Origin of the sequence: Streptomyces sp. N35, from assembly GCF_016464295.1 — a bacterium.
Classification (GTDB): domain Bacteria; phylum Actinomycetota; class Actinomycetes; order Streptomycetales; family Streptomycetaceae; genus Streptomyces.
In genome coordinates this window covers 65,801-84,012 of the sequence record NZ_JAEIMH010000032.1, presented here as the reverse complement: position 1 = coordinate 84,012, position 18,212 = coordinate 65,801, and the positions used below count along the sequence as shown (strand labels likewise).

The window sequence follows — 18,212 nt, the reverse complement described above, 5'->3', positions numbered from 1 at the left end:
GCCAAAGGGGGGGAGGCCACAAAAGGGAAAGGCCCCCCCCCCCCGCGCCCCCCCCCGGGCGGGGGGGGGGGGCCTCTTTCCTAGCCCCGGTGCGGATTCCCCCCACGGGATCCGGCCGGGCGTCTGCGCGTGCCTAGCGGTCGAGCGTTCGGCAGTGCCGGCGCTTCGGTACCGCCGGCACTTCGGTACTGCTGGTCCTGCGGTCTGCCGGGACGCGTTACGGGAGGGCCGCTCAAAGCTCTCCGTGCACGTGCCCCGGCCAACGCGGACTGGGTACGTCCCCCAAGACGTCCCCTGATGACCCAAACGCCCCCCAAGACGCTTCTGCCATCGCCACTTAGACCTGCGAGCCCCCCGAATGGTTACGTTGGAATCGCTGTGATCTACGTCTCTCGGCTATGTCCTGAACCGGCACGTCGAACCCGATATGCCGAACCGGTCCATAGCGTAAGGGAGTTGTGGTGAGTATGTGAAGCCCCAGCTGGGGCGTATCAGGAGAAGCGGCGCAGACGCAGGCTGTTGCTCACCACGAAGACGGACGAGAAGGCCATCGCTGCCCCCGCAATCATGGGGTTCAACAGCCCCGCCGCGGCCAGCGGAAGCGCCGCGACGTTGTAGCCGAAGGCCCAGAACAGATTGCCCTTGATCGTGGCCAGCGTGCGCCGCGCGAGCCGGATCGCGTCCGCGGCCACGCGCAGATCTCCCCGTACGAGCGTCAGATCGCCGGCCTGGATCGCGGCGTCGGTGCCTGTGCCCATCGCGAGACCGAGATCGGCGGTGGCGAGTGCGGCGGCATCGTTCACACCGTCGCCGACCATCGCGACGGCGCGGCCCTCGGCCTGCAGCCGCCGGACGACCTCGACCTTGTCCTGCGGCAGCACCTCCGCGATCACGTTGTCCGGCGCGATCCCCACCTCGGCGGCCACGGCCCGCGCGACGGCGGTGTTGTCCCCGGTGAGCAGGATCGGCTTCAGGCCCAGCGCCCGCAGCCGCGCCACGGCCTCGGCGCTCGACGGCTTCACCGTGTCGGCCACGGCGAGCACGGCCCGTACGGACCCGTCCCAGGCGACCAGCACGGCGGTACGGCCCTGCTCGGCGGCCTCGCCCGACGCGGCGGCGAGCTCCGCGGGTACGGAGATCCCTTCCGCGGCGAGCAGCGCACCCCGCCCCACCAGGACCGGGCGCCCCTCGACGGTGCCGCGCACCCCGAGCCCGGGGACATTGGCGAACTCCGAGACGGGCGGCAGCTCCCCGGTGAACCCGGCGGCCACCGCCCGCCCCACCGGATGCTCCGAAGCCTGCTCGACGGCCGCCGCGTACCGCAGCGCCTCCCGGTCGTCGGCCGAAGCGGCCGCGACCACCGACACCAGCTCCATGCGCCCCGACGTCACCGTCCCCGTCTTGTCGAGGACGACGGTGTCCACCCGCCGTGTCGACTCCAGGACTTCGGGCCCCTTGATGAGGATTCCGAGCTGGGCGCCGCGCCCCGTACCGACCATCAGCGCGGTCGGCGTCGCGAGTCCCAGCGCGCACGGGCACGCGATGATCAGCACGGCGACCGCCGCGGTGAAGGCCGCGTTCGCGTCCCCGGTCGCCCCGAGCCACCACCCGAGCGTGCCCACCGCGATCAGGAGCACCACCGGCACGAACACCGCCGCGATCCGGTCCGCGAGCCGCTGCACCTCGGCCTTGCCGGTCTGCGCGTCCTCCACGAGCCGGGCCATGTGCGCGAGCTGGGTGTCCGCGCCCACCCGCGCGGCCTCGACGACCAGGCGCCCGCCCGCGTTCACGGTCGCGCCCGTCACCGGCGAACCCACGGTGACATCGACCGGCACCGACTCCCCGGTGAGCAGCGAGGCGTCGATCGCCGACGTGCCCTCGACCACGGTCCCGTCCGTGGCGACCTTCTCCCCGGGCCGTACGACGAAGCGGTCGCCGACCCGCAGCGCCGCGACCGGCACCCGCACCTCGACGCCGCCGCGCAGCACCACCGCATCGCGCGCACCCAGTTCGAGCAGCGCCCGCAGCGCCGCGCCCGCCTTGCGCTTGGCCCGTGCCTCCAGCCAGCGCCCGAGCAGGATGAACGTGACGACGCCCGCGGCCACTTCGAGGTAGATCGTGGACGACCCGTCCGTACGCGCGACGGTGAGATCGAAGCCGTGCCGCATCCCCGGCATCCCCGCGGCACCGAAGAACAGCGCCCACAGAGACCAGCCGAACGCGGCCAGCGTGCCCACCGAGACCAGGGTGTCCATGGTGGCCGCGCCGTGCCGGGCATTGGTCCACGCGGCGCGGTGGAAGGGCAGCCCGCCCCACACCACGACGGGCGCGGCGAGCGTGAGCGAGAGCCACTGCCAGTTGTCGAACTGCAGCGCCGGGACCATCGCCATCAGGGCCACCGGCAGCGCGAGCACGGCGCTGACGGTCAGACGCTGCCGCAGCGCATCGGCCTCATGCGCTTCGGGGAGGTCCGGGGCGTCCGGTGCGTCGAGGCCGGCGGGCGGCTCCGGCACGATCTCGTGTGCCGAGTACCCGAGCTTCTCCACGGTGGCGATCAGATCGGGGACCGCCACCTCGCCGCCGTACGCGACCCGCGCCTTCTCGGTGGCGAGGTTGACCGAGGCCGTGACCCCCTCGATCCGGTTCAGCTTGCGCTCGATACGCGAGGAGCACGAGGCGCAGGTCATCCCGCCGATGGCGAGTTCGACCTCGGCGGACGGCAGGGTTATGGCGTCGGGGGCTGCTGAGGACATGGGGTTCTTTCAGGGGTACGGGGAGTTCGGCGCCGTATATGAGGAAGCGCCGAAGGGGGCGCACGGCCGATGGCCGCACACCCCCTGAGGGCTTCGACCGGTCAGGCGCGGCCGGTCAGTTCGTAACCGGCCTCGTCGACCGCGGCGCGCACCGCCTCGTCGTCCAGCGGCGCGGCGGAGATGACGGTGACCTGGCCGGTGGAGGCCACGGCCTTCACCGAGGTGACGCCCGGCAGCTCGGAGATCTCGGCGGAGACCGCACCCTCGCAGTGCCCGCAGGTCATGCCGGTCACCTGGTAGACGGTGGTCACGTCACCCTGCGCGTCGGCGGCCGGCGTGATGCAGCCACCGCCGCCGCAGCAGGAACCGGTGGTCTCGGCCTGGGGGAGCTCGGTCTGGGCGGTCATGTCGTTCTCCTGTCGAGGGAGTGCGTTTTGAGGGTGGCACCAGAGTGCCCCATGGGGAGGCCGGTACGGTCCGGGCCTCCTTCACGCTCTCCACCGTATACCCCTAGGGGGTACTTTTCCAAGTGCTGTCGCGATGCGCCAGCGAGCGGAGCCACTTGATGCCGATCAGCGAGATCAGCACCAGGCCGCCGACCGAGAACAGCGTGAAGAGATGCTTCTGCTGGTCGGTCGGCTCGGGGATGTACCCCTGGGCGAAGAGCGAGCGGTCGAGGCCGGTGCTGGTGATCCGGGCGACCAGCCAGATCGCGATGCCGTGCATCGAGTCCCACAGCGCGTGCAGCAGCGACACCCCCAGATATGTGCCGATCACCGGCCCGGCGAAGCGGAAGCGGCCGTCGGGGCGGCGGAACGCGAAGAGCACCGCGCCCGAGATCGCCGTCCACAGTCCGTGTCCGAACGGGGCGAGTACCCCGCGCAGGAGCTCCGTCTCCAGAAGCGCCCGCAGATCGATGCCCTTGGTGGTGACGGCGGCGTTGAAGGCGTAGCCCGCGCTCTCGAACGCGGCGAAGCCGAAGCCCACCGCCGCGCCGAGCACCAGACCGGTGCGGATGCCGTGCAGCTGCGGGCGGCGGCGCACGACCCACATCAGGGCGGCGAGCTTGACCGCCTCCTCGATCAGGCCGACCCCGAGGAACATCCACAGGGAGGGGTGCAGGAGGTAGTACTCCATCACCGAGGCGCCGAGCACCCCGAGGATGCCGCCGGTCACGAAGCAGCCGAGGATCAGGCCCACGCCGAGGTCGCGTCCGTGCCGCTCGTACGCCCACATGACGAAGACGGCCGGCACGAGGAAGCTGCCGAGCAGGATCAGGGTCGGCAGCAGCGTGGTGTTCTTCGTGGCGTACGTGACGATCGCGGTCAGGAGCCACAGGGCGAGGCCGCCCCACAGGCAGCGTTTCCACAGGCCGGGGGTGATCTCGGGCGCTGTGCCCACGGGCGTGGGGGGCATGGCAAGTACCTCCGGATTCAGCGGATTTGACCGGCGGTCGAAGGCGGCGGTGGCCGGCCGGTCCTTGGCAGGTGAGGGGCGCGGTTTGTCCGGAGTTTATGGTAAACAGCCGTTATGTCGCAGTCCGGGACGCTGATCCTGATCATGTTCATCGCGGTCCTCGCGCCCCTGCTCGCCTACGGCGTGGGCCGCTGGCTGCCCGTACCGCTGGTCATCTTCGAGATCGTGCTCGGCATCGTCATCGGTCCCGACGTCCTCGGCTGGGCCACCAGCGGCGAGTTGACCGAGGGTCTGTCCCATCTCGGGCTCGCCATGCTGATCTTCCTTGCGGGATACGAGATCGAGTTCGACCGGATCCGCGGCGACACCCTGAGCAGGGCGGCCCGGGCCTGGGTGTGTTCGCTCGTGCTCGGTCTGGCCCTCGGGCTCGTGCTCGCGAGCGGCGGTTTCAGCAAGGCCGTCTGCATCGGCACGGCGCTCACCTCCACGGCGCTCGGCACGGTGCTTCCGCTACTTCGGGACGCCGGGGATCTGCGCAGCCGATTCGGTTCCGTGGTGCAGGCCTTCGGCGCGGTCGGCGAGTTCGGGCCGATCATCGCGATGGCGGTGCTGCTCAGCGGCCGCAGCGCGTGGCAGTCCACCGTCGTACTCGTCCTGTTCGCGCTGGCCACCGCCGGTGCGGTCTTCTGGGCGATGCGGCCGCACAAGCCGTGGTTCGCGAACGTCATCGCCAAGACTCTGCACAGCAGCGGGCAGTTCGCGGTGCGTCTGGTCGTGCTGCTGCTTGCCGTGATGCTCGGTTTGGCGACCTGGCTCGGGCTCGATGTGCTGCTCGGTGCGTTCGCCGCCGGGATGATCACCCGGATCGTGCTGCACCGGGCCTCGCCCGAGAGCGCGCACGAGGTCGTCTCGAAGGTCGAGGCGATGGGCTTCGGCTTCCTGGTGCCGCTCTTCTACATTGTCACGGGCATCGAGTTCGACCTCGCCGCCCTGCTCGACGGCGGCCGGGCGCTGGTGCTGCTGCCCGTGTTCCTGGTGCTCTTCCTGCTCGTACGAGGACTGCCGGTGTTCCTCCTGGCGCCGGGCGATCTGGACCGGCGCGACCGCCGCGCCCTCACCCTGTACGCCTCCACCGCGCTGCCGCTGGTCGTGGCGATCACGACGATCGGGCTCGAGGAGCACCTGCTCAAAAGCGGCGAGGCGGCGGCGCTTGTCGGGGCGGGAATGGTCTCCGTCCTGGTGTTCCCGCTGCTCGCGATGAAGCTGCGGGTGGGCACGGGGAAGAAGGCCCTGCCGGAGGGGCGGGTGCAGGGCGCCGAGGCCTGGTGACCTGCCGTACGGCCTATGCCTGGTCGGGCAGCACGCAGTCCCCGATCACCGGATCGAGATAGCGGAACAGGACTCTCTTCAGCTCCACCCGGTACGCCTCCTGCTCGTCCTGATGTACGGCGAGCAGATCGAGCCCGGCCTTGAAGAGGCCGAGCACCGTGTTGGCGACGATCGTGATCTCGGACCTCGGGGTGTCGGGCAGATACAGCGCGAGCAGTTCCTCGATCCGCTGGAGCACCGCGCCATGGAAGGCCTCGAAGGCGTCGGTCACCTGGCCCGGGGCGTCCGGGCCGTGCATGAGCACATGGAACGCCGGGTTCTGGACGTTGAACTCGAGGAGCGGGTCCACCACCGCGTCCACCATCTCGGTGAGCGGCAGCCGGATGTTCTCGGCGGACAGCGCCTCGCCGTACGAGGTGCGCCACTGCTCGAGCAGCCGGCCGCCCAACTCGACGGCGATGGCCTCCTTGTTCGGGAAGAACTGGTACAGCGTCCCGGGCGAGACACCGGCCTCGCGCGCGATGGCGTTGGTGCTGGCGCCCGCGTAACCGGACTGGGTGAAGACCGTGGCCGCGGCGTCCAGGAGCTGGGCGGCTCGGCGCTCCCCGCGTGCCTGGCGGCGACGCGGCTTCGGTGCGGCGGGCTGTAGCTCCTGGTCGGGCATCGGTGTCTCCCACTCCCTCATCTCGGTGCTCCGAGCCTATGTGAGGCGGTGGTGCGGGTGGCGGTTGACAAATGCGAGCTGGCGCTCGCATTCTGGAGAAACGCGAGTGATAGCTCGTATTTAGCACGGTGAAGGGGACACCCGCTATGCCTACCGAACCCGCCAGCAGTCCGCCCGAGCCGCGGGGCTTCACCCGGCTCGTGACCGCGCGCCCCCGGCTCTCGCTCCTGATCGCCCTGGTCGTCACCGCCCTCGCCGTGTTCGCCGGCAGCGGGGTCGCCGACCGGATGGGCAGTGGTGGCTGGGAGGATCCGGCCGCCGAATCCACGTATGCGGCCGAGGTGTTGGAGCGGGAGTTCCCCGACTCGGAGCCCAATGTGCTGCTCCTCGTCGACAGCGGGAAGGCCGGTGTGGACGCCCCGGCCGTGGCCGCCGAGGGCCGCAGGCTCGCCGAGCGGCTCGCCGCCGAGGACGGGGTCACCGGCGTCGGCTCGTACTGGCAGGCGCCCGAGCGGGCGAAGGCCGCGCTGCGCGCCGAGGACGGCGGGCAGGCGCTGATCTCCGCCCGTATCGAGGGCGACGAGAAGACCGCGGCGGCCACCCTGGAGAGGATCGCGCCGGCACTGCGCGGGACCCACGGCCCGGTGGAGGTGTCCATCGGCGGGCCCGTCGCGGTGCAGCACGAGATGACCGGGACCATCCAGGAGGACCTGCTCAGGGCCGAGATGATCGCCCTGCCGGTGACGCTCGTGCTGCTCGTGATGGTCTTCGGCAGCGCGGTCGCGGCGCTGCTTCCGCTGCTCGTCGGCATCGTGGCGATCCTCGGGACGAACGCCGTGCTGCGGGGAATCACCGAGTTCACCGATGTCTCCGTCTTCGCGATGAACCTCACCACCGCGCTGGGCCTCGGACTCGCCATCGACTACGCCCTGTTCATCGTCCGCCGCTATCGCGAGGAGCTCGCCGCGGGCGCCGAGGTGCGGACCGCGGTGGGCACGACGCTGCGGACCGCCGGGCGGACCGTGCTGTTCTCGGCGCTGACGGTCGCCGTGTCCCTGGCCGCGATGCTGCTCTTCCCGCAGTACTTCCTGCGCTCCTTCGCGTACGCGGGGATCGCGGTGGTGCTGCTCGCCGCGGCGGCGGCACTGATCCTGCTGCCGGCCGCCCTGATGCTTCTGGGGGAGCGGGTCAACTCCCTCGACCTGCGCAAGCTGTGGCGCCGGGGCCGTGAACCGCGCAAGGAGCAGGGGGCGGGCTGGGGCAAGGCGGCCGCGCTCGTGATGCGCCGGGCGCCCGTCTTCGCCGTGGCCACCACCGCAGGTCTGCTGCTGCTCGGACTGCCCTTCCTGGGCGTCAAGTTCGGCACCCCCGACGACCGCCAGCTGCCCGCGAGCGCCGAGTCCCATGTCGTACAGCAGCACATCCGCGGCGGCTTCCCGGGCAGCCCGGACGGCGCGCTCAAGGTGCTCGCCGAGAAGGGCACGCCCGAGGAGTACGAGGAGTTCCGCTCGGGCGTCGGCCGGCTGCCGGGTGTGCTGCGGGTCGAGGGACCCGTGCCGTCGGCCTCGGGTGACCTGGCGTACTTCACCGTGCTCCCGAAGGGTGAGGCGGTCGGCGAACAGGCGCAGCGGCTCGTGCATGAACTCCGGGACCAGGAAGCCCCGTTCGATACCTCGGTGACCGGACGCGCGGCCCAGCTCGAGGACTCCAAGGCGGCGATCGGCGAACGGCTGCCGTGGGCGCTCGCGATCATCGCGGTCGTCACGCTGCTCCTGGTCTTCCTGCTCACCGGCAGTGTGCTGATCCCGCTGCAGGCCGTGCTGCTCAACGGTCTCAGCCTCACCGCGATGTTCGGCGCGATGGTGTGGATCTTCCAGGAGGGCCATCTGTCCGGACTGCTCGGCTTCACCTCGACCGGCGATATCGAGACGACCCTGCCGGTCCTGATGTTCTGTGTGGCCTTCGGCCTCTCCATGGACTACGGGGTCTTCCTGCTCTCGCGGATCAAGGAGGAGTACGACCGGACCGGGAACCACGAGCACTCCGTGAAGTTCGGCCTGCAGCACACCGGTGGGCTGATCACGGCCGCCGCGGTGATCCTCGCGGTGGTGATGGTCGCGATCGGTACGTCACGGGTCACCAACACCAAGATGCTGGGGCTAGGGATCGCCCTGGCCGTACTGATGGACGCGATGGTCGTACGGAGCCTCCTGGTCCCGGCCGTGCTCAAGCTCACCGGGCGCTGGACCTGGTGGGCACCGGGTCCGCTGCGGCGGCTGCACGAGCGCTTCGGGCTGAGCGAAGGGGAGCCCGAGCCCGTGGCGACCGGGACCGCGACCGGTACTGGTGCCGGCACGGGGACCGGCACCGGGACGCGCGAGAAGGCCGGCGTAGGAGCCTGCACACACAGGTCCCCGCCCCCCCGCCCCCGCCGGGGGGGGGCGCGGCGCCCCGGCCCCCCCCCCTGTGTGGGGGGGGGCGAGGCCCTCGGCGTCCGCCTACTCCTTGCGGCCTCTGTTGCCCGGCCGGGCGGCGACCCAGCGGCGGATGGTGTCGGCGTACCAGTACGGCTTGCCGGCTTCCACGTGGTCCGGCGGAGGGAGCAGCCCATGCTTGCGGTACGAGCGCACGGTGTCCGGCTGGACCCGGATGTGTGCGGCGATGTCCTTGTACGACCAGAGCTCGCGGTTGGCCATGTGTGGCACCTCCCTGTGCGCATCACGGCTACGGCCCGGGGGGAGCCGTCGGGGGAGCCGGATGCGTTCTCTCACGGTGATCACGCAGCGTGTGCTGTCGATCACTCAGCCTTTGCCCCGTGAACGACGGGGAGTGACGAGGGGGGTGTGCCTGTTGAGGGGGTGTGACGGGAAACCCGCGTGAGTGAGACACCTGTGACGGAAGGGGGACGTTTGTCGCGAATCCGTGGTGCTTTGCCCGGAATGACCGTACGGAAAATGCAGCCGCGCGCAACGGAAGCAGACAGCGGAAGCAGGCAAAGGAAGCAGGCAAAGGAAGCAGGCAGAGGGCCGGACTCCCTGCGACGGAGCCCGGCCCTTGGCGACCCCCGTTCCCCCGGCGGAAGGTCGACCTGATCAGGTTGCCTCAGCGGACCGGCCCGGTATTGGAGAAAGGCGCAGTTCCGTTCGCCGGGAGCAGCAGGCTGGTGGCCTCGCCCAGCAGCCGGTCGGGATGCGGAGGTCCGGGCTCCGCGCCGGATGAGCGGCGGGCCGAGGCGAACTCGCCCGGCGTGCAGCCGGTCATCGCGCGGAACTCGCCGCTGAGATGCGACTGGTCGTAGAACCCGCAGGCCGCCGCCGTCTCCGCCTGTGTACGGCCCGCGGCGAGCAGCCGGCGCGCCCGCTGCAACCGCAGCACCCGCGCCGCCGCCTTGGGGCTGAGCCCGATCTGCTCGCGGAAGCGGATCTCCAACTGGCGTACGCTCCAGCCGACTTGTTCGGCGAGATGGGAGACGGGGACGGCGCCGGACGTGCGGACCAGCTCGTTCCAGGCCGCGACCGTACGCGGTGACGAGGGCGCGCCCTGCTCCGACCAGAGGGTGAAGACCTCGTCGAGCAGGGTGAAGCGCGCGTGCCAGGTCGGCAGCGACCCCAGGGCGTCCGCCAGGCTGTCCACCGAGCCCCACCGCCCGCGCCCGGCCGGCAGCGCCTCGTCCGGATCGGCCACCTGGTCGGCGAGTTCATGCTGGTCGAGGCCGAAGAGCGTGAACGCGGCCCAGGGCGCGATCATCACTTCGATCCCCGAGAGCCGCCCGTCGTGCTCGCCGACCACCGCCGTCGTCGCGAGCCCGGACACCGCACAGACCCGCGACACCGTCGGCCGGCGCGCGTGGTGCACCCGCAGCGGCCGGTCGAAGCCGAGCAGCAACGTGACCGCGGCGACCGGGGTTTCGAGCCGGCGCCGCGGTCCGGGCAGCGCGAACCGGAAGCCGCGGTAGCCGAGGATCCCGGGCCGCAGCCGCGGATGGGGCGTGCCCAGGGCCCGCTCCCAGGTACCGCCCGGGCATCTCAGCGTTCTGGGCACCTTCGTCCGCACCACGTCTCTCCTCCTCGTGTCACGCCCCGCAGGAGCGCAGATGGGCGCGGGTGCGGCGCGCGATGGGCAGGGGCCGGTCCGGTTCACAGGGGTACATGTCCTGCTCGACGATCGCGAACAGCTCGATACCGAGCGTCTGGGCGGCCGTCAGGACGGGGTGCAGCGCCGGGACTCCGGTCGGCGGCTCGCACATCACACCGCGCGCGACCGCGGGACCGAACGGCAGGTCCTCCGTCCGTACGGCGGCGAGCACGTCCGGGTCGACCTGCTTCAGATGCAGATAGCCGATCCGCGAGCCGTACGTCTCGATCAGCTTCACGTTGTCGCCGCCGCAGTACGCGTAGTGCCCGGTGTCCAGGCACAGCGAGACCAGACCGGCGTCGGTGGCGTCGAGGAAACGCGTGACGTTCTCCTCGGTGTCGATATGGGTGTCCGCATGCGGATGGACGACGATCCGCAGGCCGTACGTCTCGCGGACCTCGCGCGCCAACCGCTCGTATCCATGGGCCAGTTCACGCCATTGTGCGGCGGTCAGCTCGCGGTCCTCCAGGACCGCGCCCGTCTTGTCGTCCCGCCAGAAGGACGGGATCACGACCAGGTGGCCGGCGCCCTGCGACCTGGCCAGCGCGGCGACCCGCGAGACCTGCTCCCACGTGGCGTCCCATACGGACGGGCCGTGGTGCAGGCCGGTGAACACCGTGCCCGCCGACACCTTCAGACCCCGCCGCCCGGTCTCCGCCCGCAGCACCTCCGGGTCGGTGGGCAGATAGCCGTACGGCCCGAGCTCGATCCACTCGTACCCCGCATCGCTGACCTCGTCGAGGAAGCGGCGCCAGGGCACCTGCCGCGGATCGTCGGGGAACCACACCCCCCAGGAGTCGGGGGCGGAGCCGATACGGATACGCGACAGTCCGTGCCCTTGCGTCATGGGCGCCAGCTTTCCGGCGGTATGAGAAGGGTGTCAAGGAGGGGGACGGCCCATGGTCCGAATGTAAGGACAATGCGTTGACAGTGTGGCGCGCGCGGCATTAGACCTGGAGTCGGCGGTACGACATGGACCAGGGCGGAACCGAAAGGGTGTGGCCGGTGTCCGAACCGCAAGGCCAGCAGGACCGGTTCGACGTGATCGCCATGGGCCGGATCGGCGTGGACCTGTACCCCCTGCAGACCGGTGTGCCGCTCGCCGAGGTCGAGAGCTTCGGGAAGTTCCTCGGCGGCTCCGCCGCCAATGTCGCCGTCGCCGCGGCCCGCCTCGGCCGGCGCACCGCGGTGATCACCCGCACCGGCGCGGACCCGTTCGGCACGTATCTCCACCAGGCGCTGCGGGACTTCGGCGTGGACGACCGCTGGGTGACCGAGGTCGCGGGACTGCCGACCCCCGTCACGTTCTGCGAGATCTTCCCGCCGGACGACTTCCCGCTCTACTTCTACCGGCAGCCCAAGGCACCCGACCTGGAGATCCACCCCGACGAGCTCGACCTCCAAGCGGTGCGTACGGCCCGGGTGTTCTGGATGACCGGCACCGGACTGAGCGAACAGCCCAGCCGCGACGCCACCCTCGCCGCACTCGCCGCCCGCGACCGCGCCGCCCTCACGGTCTTCGACCTCGACTGGCGGCCCATGTTTTGGAAGAAGGGGGCCTGGAAGAAGGGGGCCCGGAAGGAGGGGGCCCGGAACGAGGAGCCGCGACCGTACTACGAGCAGGCCCTCGCCCACGCCACGGTCGCCGTCGGTAACCTGGAGGAGTGCGAGATCGCCACAGGCGCCCGGGAACCTCTGGACGCCGCACGGAAGTTGCTGGACCACGGGGTCGAGCTCGCCGTCGTCAAACAGGGCCCCAAGGGGGTGCTCGCGCTCAACAGCAAGGGCGAGAGCGCCGAGGTCCCGCCGGTGCCGGTCGAGGTGGTCAACGGGCTCGGCGCCGGGGACGCCTTCGGCGGTGCGCTGTGCCACGGGCTGCTCGCCGGCTGGGAGTTGGAGCGCGTCATGCGGTACGCGAACGCGGCCGGCGCGCTGGTCGCCTCCCGGCTCGCCTGCTCCTCCGCGATGCCGTATCCGCATGAGGTCGAGGCGGTCCTGTGAGCGTCCCCGTGATCAGCCCCGCCGAACTCGCGCGGACCCGGGCCCTGCACCCCGAGGCCGTCGCTGAAGCCGCCGCACGCAGACGCCGCAGAGCACTGATCGGCGCCGGCGGACGGCTGATGATCATCGCCGCCGACCATCCGGCGCGCGGCGCGCTCTCCGTCGGCGGCCGGCAGCTCGCCATGGCCAACCGGCTCGACCTCCTCGGGCGGCTCTGCCTGGCCCTCGAACACCCGGGCGTGGACGGGGTGTTGGCCACCGCCGACATCCTCGACGACCTGCTGCTGCTCGGTGCGCTCGACGACAAGGTGGCACTCGGCTCCATGAACCGGGGCGGTCTGGCCGGCTCGGCCTTCGAGCTCGACGACCGCTTCACCGGCTACCGGCCCGCCGACCTCGAGCGCTCGGGCCTGGACGGCGGCAAGCTGCTGCTCCGGATCGACTACGACGACCCCGGCTCGCTCGCCACCCTGCACTCCAGCGCCCGGGTCATCGACGACATGGCGGAGCGCCGGCTGCCCGTGTTCGTCGAGCCGTTCGTGTCCCGCCGCGTCGACGGGCGCCTGGGCAACGACCTGTCCGCCGAGGCCGTCACCACCTCCATCGCCATCGCCTCCGGGCTCGCCGGCACCTCCGCGTACACCTGGCTCAAGGTGCCCGTGACCGAGAACCCGGACGACATGGCGCGCGTCATGGCGGCCTCGACGCTGCCGTCCGTGATCCTGGGGGGCGATACGCATGCCGATCAGGACGCCGCGTACGAGAAATGGCGGGGCGCGCTGCAACTGCCCACCGTGCAAGGGCTTGTCGTGGGCCGTTCGCTGCTCTATCCGCCCGATGACGATGTCGCGGCGGCCGTCCAGACCGCTGTGGGTCTGCTGTAGGGAGTGAGTCGCGATGCATGTACGGGCAGGGGAGACGGCGCACGGGCCGTACGCCCTGGACATCGGCCCGGAACGGGCCGCATGGACGTTCGCGTCCCTGCGGGTGCTCGAGCTGCCGCCGGGCGGTTCGCACACCTTGGTGAGCGGCGGCAGCGAGTGGATCGTGCTGCCGCTGACCGGGGGATGCACCGTTTATGTGAACGGCATGATGATCGAACTCGGCGGGCGCAAGGATGTCTACGCGGGCGCCACCGACTTCGCGTACGTACCGCGTGACGCCCACACCCAGATCGCCTCCGCCGTGGGAGGCCGGTTCGCTTTGGCAGGAGCGAAATGCGAGCGGAGACTCCCGGCTCGCTACGGCCCCGCGGCGGAGGTTCCCATCGAACGCCGGGGCAGCGGCCGCTGTGCGCGGGAAGTGCGCAACTTCGCCGCCGCCGGCGTCTTCGAGTGCGACCGGCTGATCGCGGTCGAGGTGCTCACCCCCGGCGGCAACTGGTCCTCGTATCCGCCCCACAAGCACGACGAGCAAGTGCCGGACGTGGAGAGCGAGTTGGAGGAGATCTACTACTTCGAGATCGACGGCGGACCGGAAGGCCTCGGCTATCAGCGCGTGAGTCCGTCCCGCGACGGCGGTACGGATGTGCTCGCCGAAGTCCGCACCAGGGACGCGGTCCTGGTCCCGGACGGCTGGCACGGACCGTCCATCGCGCAGCCCGGGCACGACATGTACTACCTGAACGTGATGGCCGGCCCCGGGGCCGGGCGGGAGTGGCGCATCCGGTTCCACCCCGACTACACGGAGGGCTACCGATGAGACTCACCGTGGCCCAGGCGCTCGTACGCTTCCTGTCCCGGCAGTACAGCGAACGCGACGGGACCCGGCAGCGGCTGATCACGGCGACCTGGGGGATCTTCGGGCACGGGAACGTGGCCGGGCTCGGGCAGGCACTCGTCGAGTACGCCGATGAGATGCCCTTCCACCAGGGGCGCAACGAGCAGTCGATGGTGCACGCGGCGGTCGGATACGCGCGGCACTCGCGGCGCCTGTCCACGCACGCGGTGACCACCTCCATCGGCCCCGGGGCCACCAATCTGGTGACCGGCGCCGCGCTCGCCACCGTCAACCACCTCCCCGTACTGCTGCTGCCGGGCGATGTGTTCGCGGCGCGGCCCGCCGACCCCGTACTGCAGCAGCTCGAAGTGCCGTACGCGGGCGATGTGTCGGTGAACGACTGTCTGCGGCCGGTGTCGAAGTACTTCGACCGGGTGACCCGCCCCGAGGCGCTGATCCCGGCGGCGCTGAGTGCGATGCGGGTGCTTGCGGATCCCGTGGAGACGGGTGCGGTGACGCTCGCGCTCCCGCAGGACGTGCAGGCCGAGGCGTACGAATGGCCCGAGGAGTTCTTCCGGGAGCGGGTGTGGCGGATCCCGCGGCCGCAGGCGGACGAACGCGATCTGAACGAGGCGGTCGCGCTGATCCGCCACTCCCGCCGACCGCTCGTCATCGCGGGCGGCGGTGTCCGCCACGCAGGTGCCGAGGCCGCCCTGAAGGCGTTCGCCGACAGCACGAAGATCCCGGTCGCCTCGACCCAGGCGGGCAAGGGAGCGCTGCCCCACGACCACCCCGCCGACCTCGGCGGGATCGGGCACACGGGGACGGCCGCCGCGGACCGTATCGCCCGCACCGCCGATGTGGTGATCGGGATCGGTACGCGCTACACCGACTTCACGACGGCCTCGGGGACGCTCTTCGAGCACCCTGACGTGCGCTTCGTGAACCTCAACATCGCCGGGTTCGACTCCCACAAGATGGGCGGGATCTCGCTGGCCGGGGACGCGGCCGCAGGGCTGACGCGGCTGCGGTACCTCCTCGCGGAGCGCACCGCGGACACCGAACTGATTCCCGCCTACCGCCTGCCCGGGTCGTACGAGGCCGAGTACGGCCGGGCCAAGGCCGAGTGGGACTCCCTGGTCACCGAGGCCTACGCGGCGCCCGACGAGGAGGCCCGGCCCACCCAGGCCCAAGTCCTCGGTGTCCTGGACGAGTTGGCCGACGACCGCGACGTCCTCATCAACGCCGCGGGATCCCTGCCCGGCGATCTGCACAAGCTGTGGCGTACCCGCCGCAGCGACCAGTACCACGTCGAGTACGGCTACTCCTGCATGGGCTACGAGATCCCCGCCGCCATCGGGGTCAAGCTCGCCGGGCCGGAGCGCGAGGTCTGGGCGCTGGTCGGCGACGGGACGTATCTGATGATGCCGACCGAACTCGTCACCGCCGTACAGGAAGGGATCGCGATCAAGGTCGTGATCCTGCAGAACCACGGGTACGCGTCCATCGGCGGGCTCTCCGAGTCGGTCGGGGCCGAGGGGTTCGCGACCGGATACCGGTACCGGGCCGAGGACGGGACGTACACCGGGGACCCGCTGCCGGTCGATCTGGCTGCCAACGCGCAGAGCCTGGGGATGCGGGTGCTGCGCGCGAAGACCGTACGTGAGCTGCGGGAAGCTCTCCGCGTAGCACGCGCTGCGGACGTTCCCACATGTGTCTACGTCGAGACCGAATCCGCAGACACAGTGTCGGGCGTGCCACCCGCGCAGGCGTGGTGGGATGTTCCCGTGGCCGAGACCGCGAGCCGCAAGGCGGCGGTCGAGGCGCGCCGGACCTATGAGAGGCGAGTGCGGGCCCGCCGGCGCCATCTGTGACAACCAGCAGGAGTTCGAGGAGTACGCCATGACGAACGCCGTGACAAAGACCGTGCACCACTGGATCGGTGGCAAGAGCGTCGAGGGTGCCTCGGGCCGCTCGGGGCCGGTCACCGACCCGGCGACCGGCGCCGTGACCACGCAGGTCGACTTCGCCTCCGTCGAGGAGGTGGACGCGGCGGTCGCCGCCGCGAAGGAGGCCTGGGCGACCTGGGGGCAGTCCTCGCTGGCCCAGCGCACCACCGTGCTGTTCAAGTTCCGTGCGCTGCTCGACGCCAACCGCGACGCGATCGCCGAGCTGATCACCGCCGAGCACGGCAAGGTGCACTCGGACGCGCTCGGCGAGGTCGCGCGCGGTCTGGAGATCGTGGACCTGGCGTGCGGGATCACCGTGCAGCTGAAGGGCGAGCTGTCGACCTCCGTGTCCAGCCGCGTGGACGTGGCCTCGATCCGCCAGCCGCTCGGTGTCGTCGCGGGCATCACGCCCTTCAACTTCCCGGCCATGGTGCCGATGTGGATGTTCCCGCTGGCCATCGCGTGCGGCAACACCTTCGTGCTCAAGCCGTCCGAGAAGGACCCGTCGGCCTCCCTGAAGATCGCCGAGCTGCTCGCCGAAGCGGGCCTGCCGGACGGTGTGTTCAACGTCGTGCACGGTGACAAGGTGGCCGTCGACCGGCTCCTCGAGCACCCGGACGTCGCGGCCGTCTCGTTCGTCGGCTCGACCCCGATCGCCCGCTACATCCACACCACCGCCTCCGCCAACGGCAAGCGCGTCCAGGCACTCGGCGGCGCCAAGAACCACATGCTGGTGCTGCCCGACGCCGACCTCGACGCGGCCGCGGACGCGGCTGTCTCGGCGGCGTACGGCTCGGCGGGCGAGCGCTGCATGGCCATCTCGGCCGTGGTCGCCGTCGGTTCGACCGGGGACGAGCTGGTCGCGAAGATCCGCGAGCGCGCCGAGAAGATCAAGATCGGTCCCGGCAACGACCCGGCGTCCGAGATGGGCCCGCTGATCACCGCGGCCCACCGCGACAAGGTGGCCTCGTACGTGCACGGCGCCGCCGATCAGGGCTCCGAGGTCGTCCTCGACGGCACCGGCTACACCGTCGAGGGCCACGAGAACGGCCACTGGATCGGCCTCTCGCTGCTCGACCGCGTCCCGGTCACGGCCGACGCGTACAAGGACGAGATCTTCGGCCCGGTCCTGTGCGTCCTGCGCGTCGACACGTACGAGGAGGGCCTGGCCCTCATCAACAACTCGCCCTTCGGCAACGGCACCGCGATCTTCACCCGCGACGGCGGCGCGGCCCGCCGCTTCCAGCTGGAGGTCGAGGCCGGCATGGTCGGCGTGAACGTCCCGATCCCGGTCCCGGTCGGCTACCACAGCTTCGGCGGCTGGAAGGACTCGCTCTTCGGCGACCACCACATCTACGGCAACGACGGCACGCACTTCTACACCCGCGGCAAGGTCGTCACGACCCGCTGGCCGGACCCGTCCGAGGCGCCGACCGGCGTGGACCTGGGCTTCCCGCGCAACCACTGAGGTCCTTGTCAGGCAGCGGCCTTCGCCGTGGCGGCATGCAGGACCGCCGCCGCGGCGAACCCGCGGATCACCGGGTGCGCGCGTGCGCCGTCACCGGCCAGCTCCGGCTGGAACAGGGTGGCGAGGAAGAACGGGTGCCCCGGCAGCTCGGCGACGCGGACGGCGCCTTCGTCGTCCGTACCGCTGAAGCGCAGCCCATGACCGCGCAGGGTCTCCAGATACTCCTCGACCAGGGCGTACGAGCAGTGGTAGCGCTCCAGTGACCGCTCGGTGCCGAGGAGTTCCCGCGCCAGGGTGCCCGGCTCGAGGCGGACGGCGCCCTCGTGTCCGACCAGGGAGCACGCGAGCGGCACGATCAGCTGCCGCTCGGCCGTCGGATCGTTCTCGGCGTGCGCGGCATCGGCCAGCCCGCAGACGTTCCGTGCGAACTCCAGGACCGCGTGCTGGAATCCGCCGCAGGTGCCGAGAAACGGGATGTTCTGTTCCCGTGCGGTGCGCACGGCCCTGAGGGCGCCCGCCTCGCTGCGGTAGGGGCTGCCCGGCAGCACCCAGATCCCGTCGAAGCCCTCGACCCCCTGGGCGGCCGCTTCCTCGGTCGCGATCCAGTACGCCTCCAGATCGAGGTGCTCGCGCTCGCGCAGCGCGTCGAGGAGGCCCGGGATGCGGATGTGGGAGCGGACGTTGGGGGAGCGGTCGCCGACGAGGGCGAGACGCGCGGCTCGTGCTGTACCTGCTGTCTGTCCCGTAACGGGCAGGGAAGTCGTCATGTCTGCATCGTG

At 71.0% G+C, this 18,212-nt stretch carries 14 protein-coding genes and 1 pseudogene; 7 read left to right on the top strand and 8 right to left on the bottom strand.

Annotation, left to right across the window (positions count from 1 at the left end; all coding sequences use genetic code 11):
* Window positions 1-491 precede the first annotated feature (491 nt).
* The 3 genes from JAO81_RS19370 to JAO81_RS19360 form a co-directional block, all read right to left on the bottom strand.
* Window positions 492-2,753, bottom strand: a complete 2,262-nt coding sequence (locus JAO81_RS19370; RefSeq protein WP_199549131.1) for a cation-translocating P-type ATPase — start codon at window positions 2,751-2,753, stop codon at window positions 492-494.
* A 101-nt stretch (window positions 2,754-2,854) separates the two neighbouring features.
* Window positions 2,855-3,160, bottom strand: coding sequence for a heavy-metal-associated domain-containing protein (locus tag JAO81_RS19365; RefSeq protein ID WP_199549130.1), 306 nt, complete (start codon window positions 3,158-3,160; stop codon window positions 2,855-2,857).
* 103 nt (window positions 3,161-3,263) lie between these two features.
* The gene (locus JAO81_RS19360) at window positions 3,264-4,169 is read right to left on the bottom strand and encodes a PrsW family intramembrane metalloprotease (protein ID WP_199549129.1); all 906 of its coding nucleotides are present in this window, start codon (window positions 4,167-4,169) and stop codon (window positions 3,264-3,266) included.
* Between the two features lie 114 nt (window positions 4,170-4,283).
* Between JAO81_RS19360 and JAO81_RS19355 the strand changes: the two genes are divergently transcribed.
* Window positions 4,284-5,498 carry a cation:proton antiporter gene (locus JAO81_RS19355; RefSeq protein WP_199549128.1) on the top strand — a complete coding sequence of 405 codons (1,215 nt, stop codon included), beginning with the start codon at window positions 4,284-4,286 and terminating at the stop codon, window positions 5,496-5,498.
* A gap of 13 nt (window positions 5,499-5,511) precedes the next feature.
* Here the strand turns inward: JAO81_RS19355 and JAO81_RS19350 are convergent, their stop codons facing one another.
* Window positions 5,512-6,162: a TetR/AcrR family transcriptional regulator gene (locus JAO81_RS19350; protein WP_199549127.1), complete on the bottom strand. Its 651-nt coding sequence runs from the start codon at window positions 6,160-6,162 to the stop codon at window positions 5,512-5,514.
* A 146-nt stretch (window positions 6,163-6,308) separates the two neighbouring features.
* On the opposite strand from JAO81_RS19350, the pseudogene JAO81_RS19345 reads away from it, so the two are divergent.
* Window positions 6,309-8,504: pseudogene (locus JAO81_RS19345) on the top strand (MMPL family transporter); the annotation flags it as partial.
* Window positions 8,505-8,660: 156 nt separating this feature from the next.
* On the opposite strand, the gene JAO81_RS43990 reads toward JAO81_RS19345, so the two are convergent.
* The 3 genes from JAO81_RS43990 to JAO81_RS19335 form a co-directional block, all read right to left on the bottom strand.
* Entirely contained in the window at window positions 8,661-8,858 is a 198-nt protein-coding gene (locus JAO81_RS43990) for a helix-turn-helix transcriptional regulator (protein WP_374194316.1), read from the bottom strand.
* A gap of 406 nt (window positions 8,859-9,264) precedes the next feature.
* Window positions 9,265-10,218 carry a helix-turn-helix domain-containing protein gene (locus tag JAO81_RS19340; protein ID WP_307813485.1) on the bottom strand — a complete coding sequence of 318 codons (954 nt, stop codon included), beginning with the start codon at window positions 10,216-10,218 and terminating at the stop codon, window positions 9,265-9,267.
* Window positions 10,219-10,234: 16 nt separating this feature from the next.
* Window positions 10,235-11,143: a sugar phosphate isomerase/epimerase gene (locus JAO81_RS19335; RefSeq protein WP_199549126.1), complete on the bottom strand. Its 909-nt coding sequence runs from the start codon at window positions 11,141-11,143 to the stop codon at window positions 10,235-10,237.
* A 203-nt stretch (window positions 11,144-11,346) separates the two neighbouring features.
* Between JAO81_RS19335 and iolC the strand changes: the two genes are divergently transcribed.
* The 5 genes from iolC to mmsA are packed head-to-tail and all read left to right on the top strand — an operon-like array spanning window position 11,347 to window position 17,433.
* Window positions 11,347-12,297 (top strand): 5-dehydro-2-deoxygluconokinase, encoded by a 951-nt coding sequence (gene iolC / locus JAO81_RS19330; protein ID WP_233415607.1) that lies wholly within the window; start codon window positions 11,347-11,349, stop codon window positions 12,295-12,297.
* Window positions 12,294-13,181 (top strand): deoxyribose-phosphate aldolase, encoded by an 888-nt coding sequence (locus JAO81_RS19325; RefSeq protein WP_307813483.1) that lies wholly within the window; start codon window positions 12,294-12,296, stop codon window positions 13,179-13,181. The genes iolC and JAO81_RS19325 overlap by 4 nt, the downstream gene beginning before the upstream one ends.
* A 13-nt stretch (window positions 13,182-13,194) precedes the next feature.
* Window positions 13,195-13,998, top strand: coding sequence for a 5-deoxy-glucuronate isomerase (gene iolB / locus JAO81_RS19320; protein ID WP_199549124.1), 804 nt, complete (start codon window positions 13,195-13,197; stop codon window positions 13,996-13,998).
* The gene (iolD, locus tag JAO81_RS19315; RefSeq protein ID WP_199549123.1) at window positions 13,995-15,890 is read left to right on the top strand and encodes a 3D-(3,5/4)-trihydroxycyclohexane-1,2-dione acylhydrolase (decyclizing); all 1,896 of its coding nucleotides are present in this window, start codon (window positions 13,995-13,997) and stop codon (window positions 15,888-15,890) included. The genes iolB and iolD overlap by 4 nt, the downstream gene beginning before the upstream one ends.
* Window positions 15,891-15,930: 40 nt before the next feature.
* The gene (gene mmsA, locus JAO81_RS19310) at window positions 15,931-17,433 is read left to right on the top strand and encodes a CoA-acylating methylmalonate-semialdehyde dehydrogenase (RefSeq protein WP_199549141.1); all 1,503 of its coding nucleotides are present in this window, start codon (window positions 15,931-15,933) and stop codon (window positions 17,431-17,433) included.
* 8 nt (window positions 17,434-17,441) lie between these two features.
* Here the strand turns inward: mmsA and JAO81_RS19305 are convergent, their stop codons facing one another.
* The gene (locus tag JAO81_RS19305) at window positions 17,442-18,200 is read right to left on the bottom strand and encodes a hypothetical protein (RefSeq protein ID WP_199549122.1); all 759 of its coding nucleotides are present in this window, start codon (window positions 18,198-18,200) and stop codon (window positions 17,442-17,444) included.
* Between the last annotated feature and the right edge of the window lie 12 nt (window positions 18,201-18,212).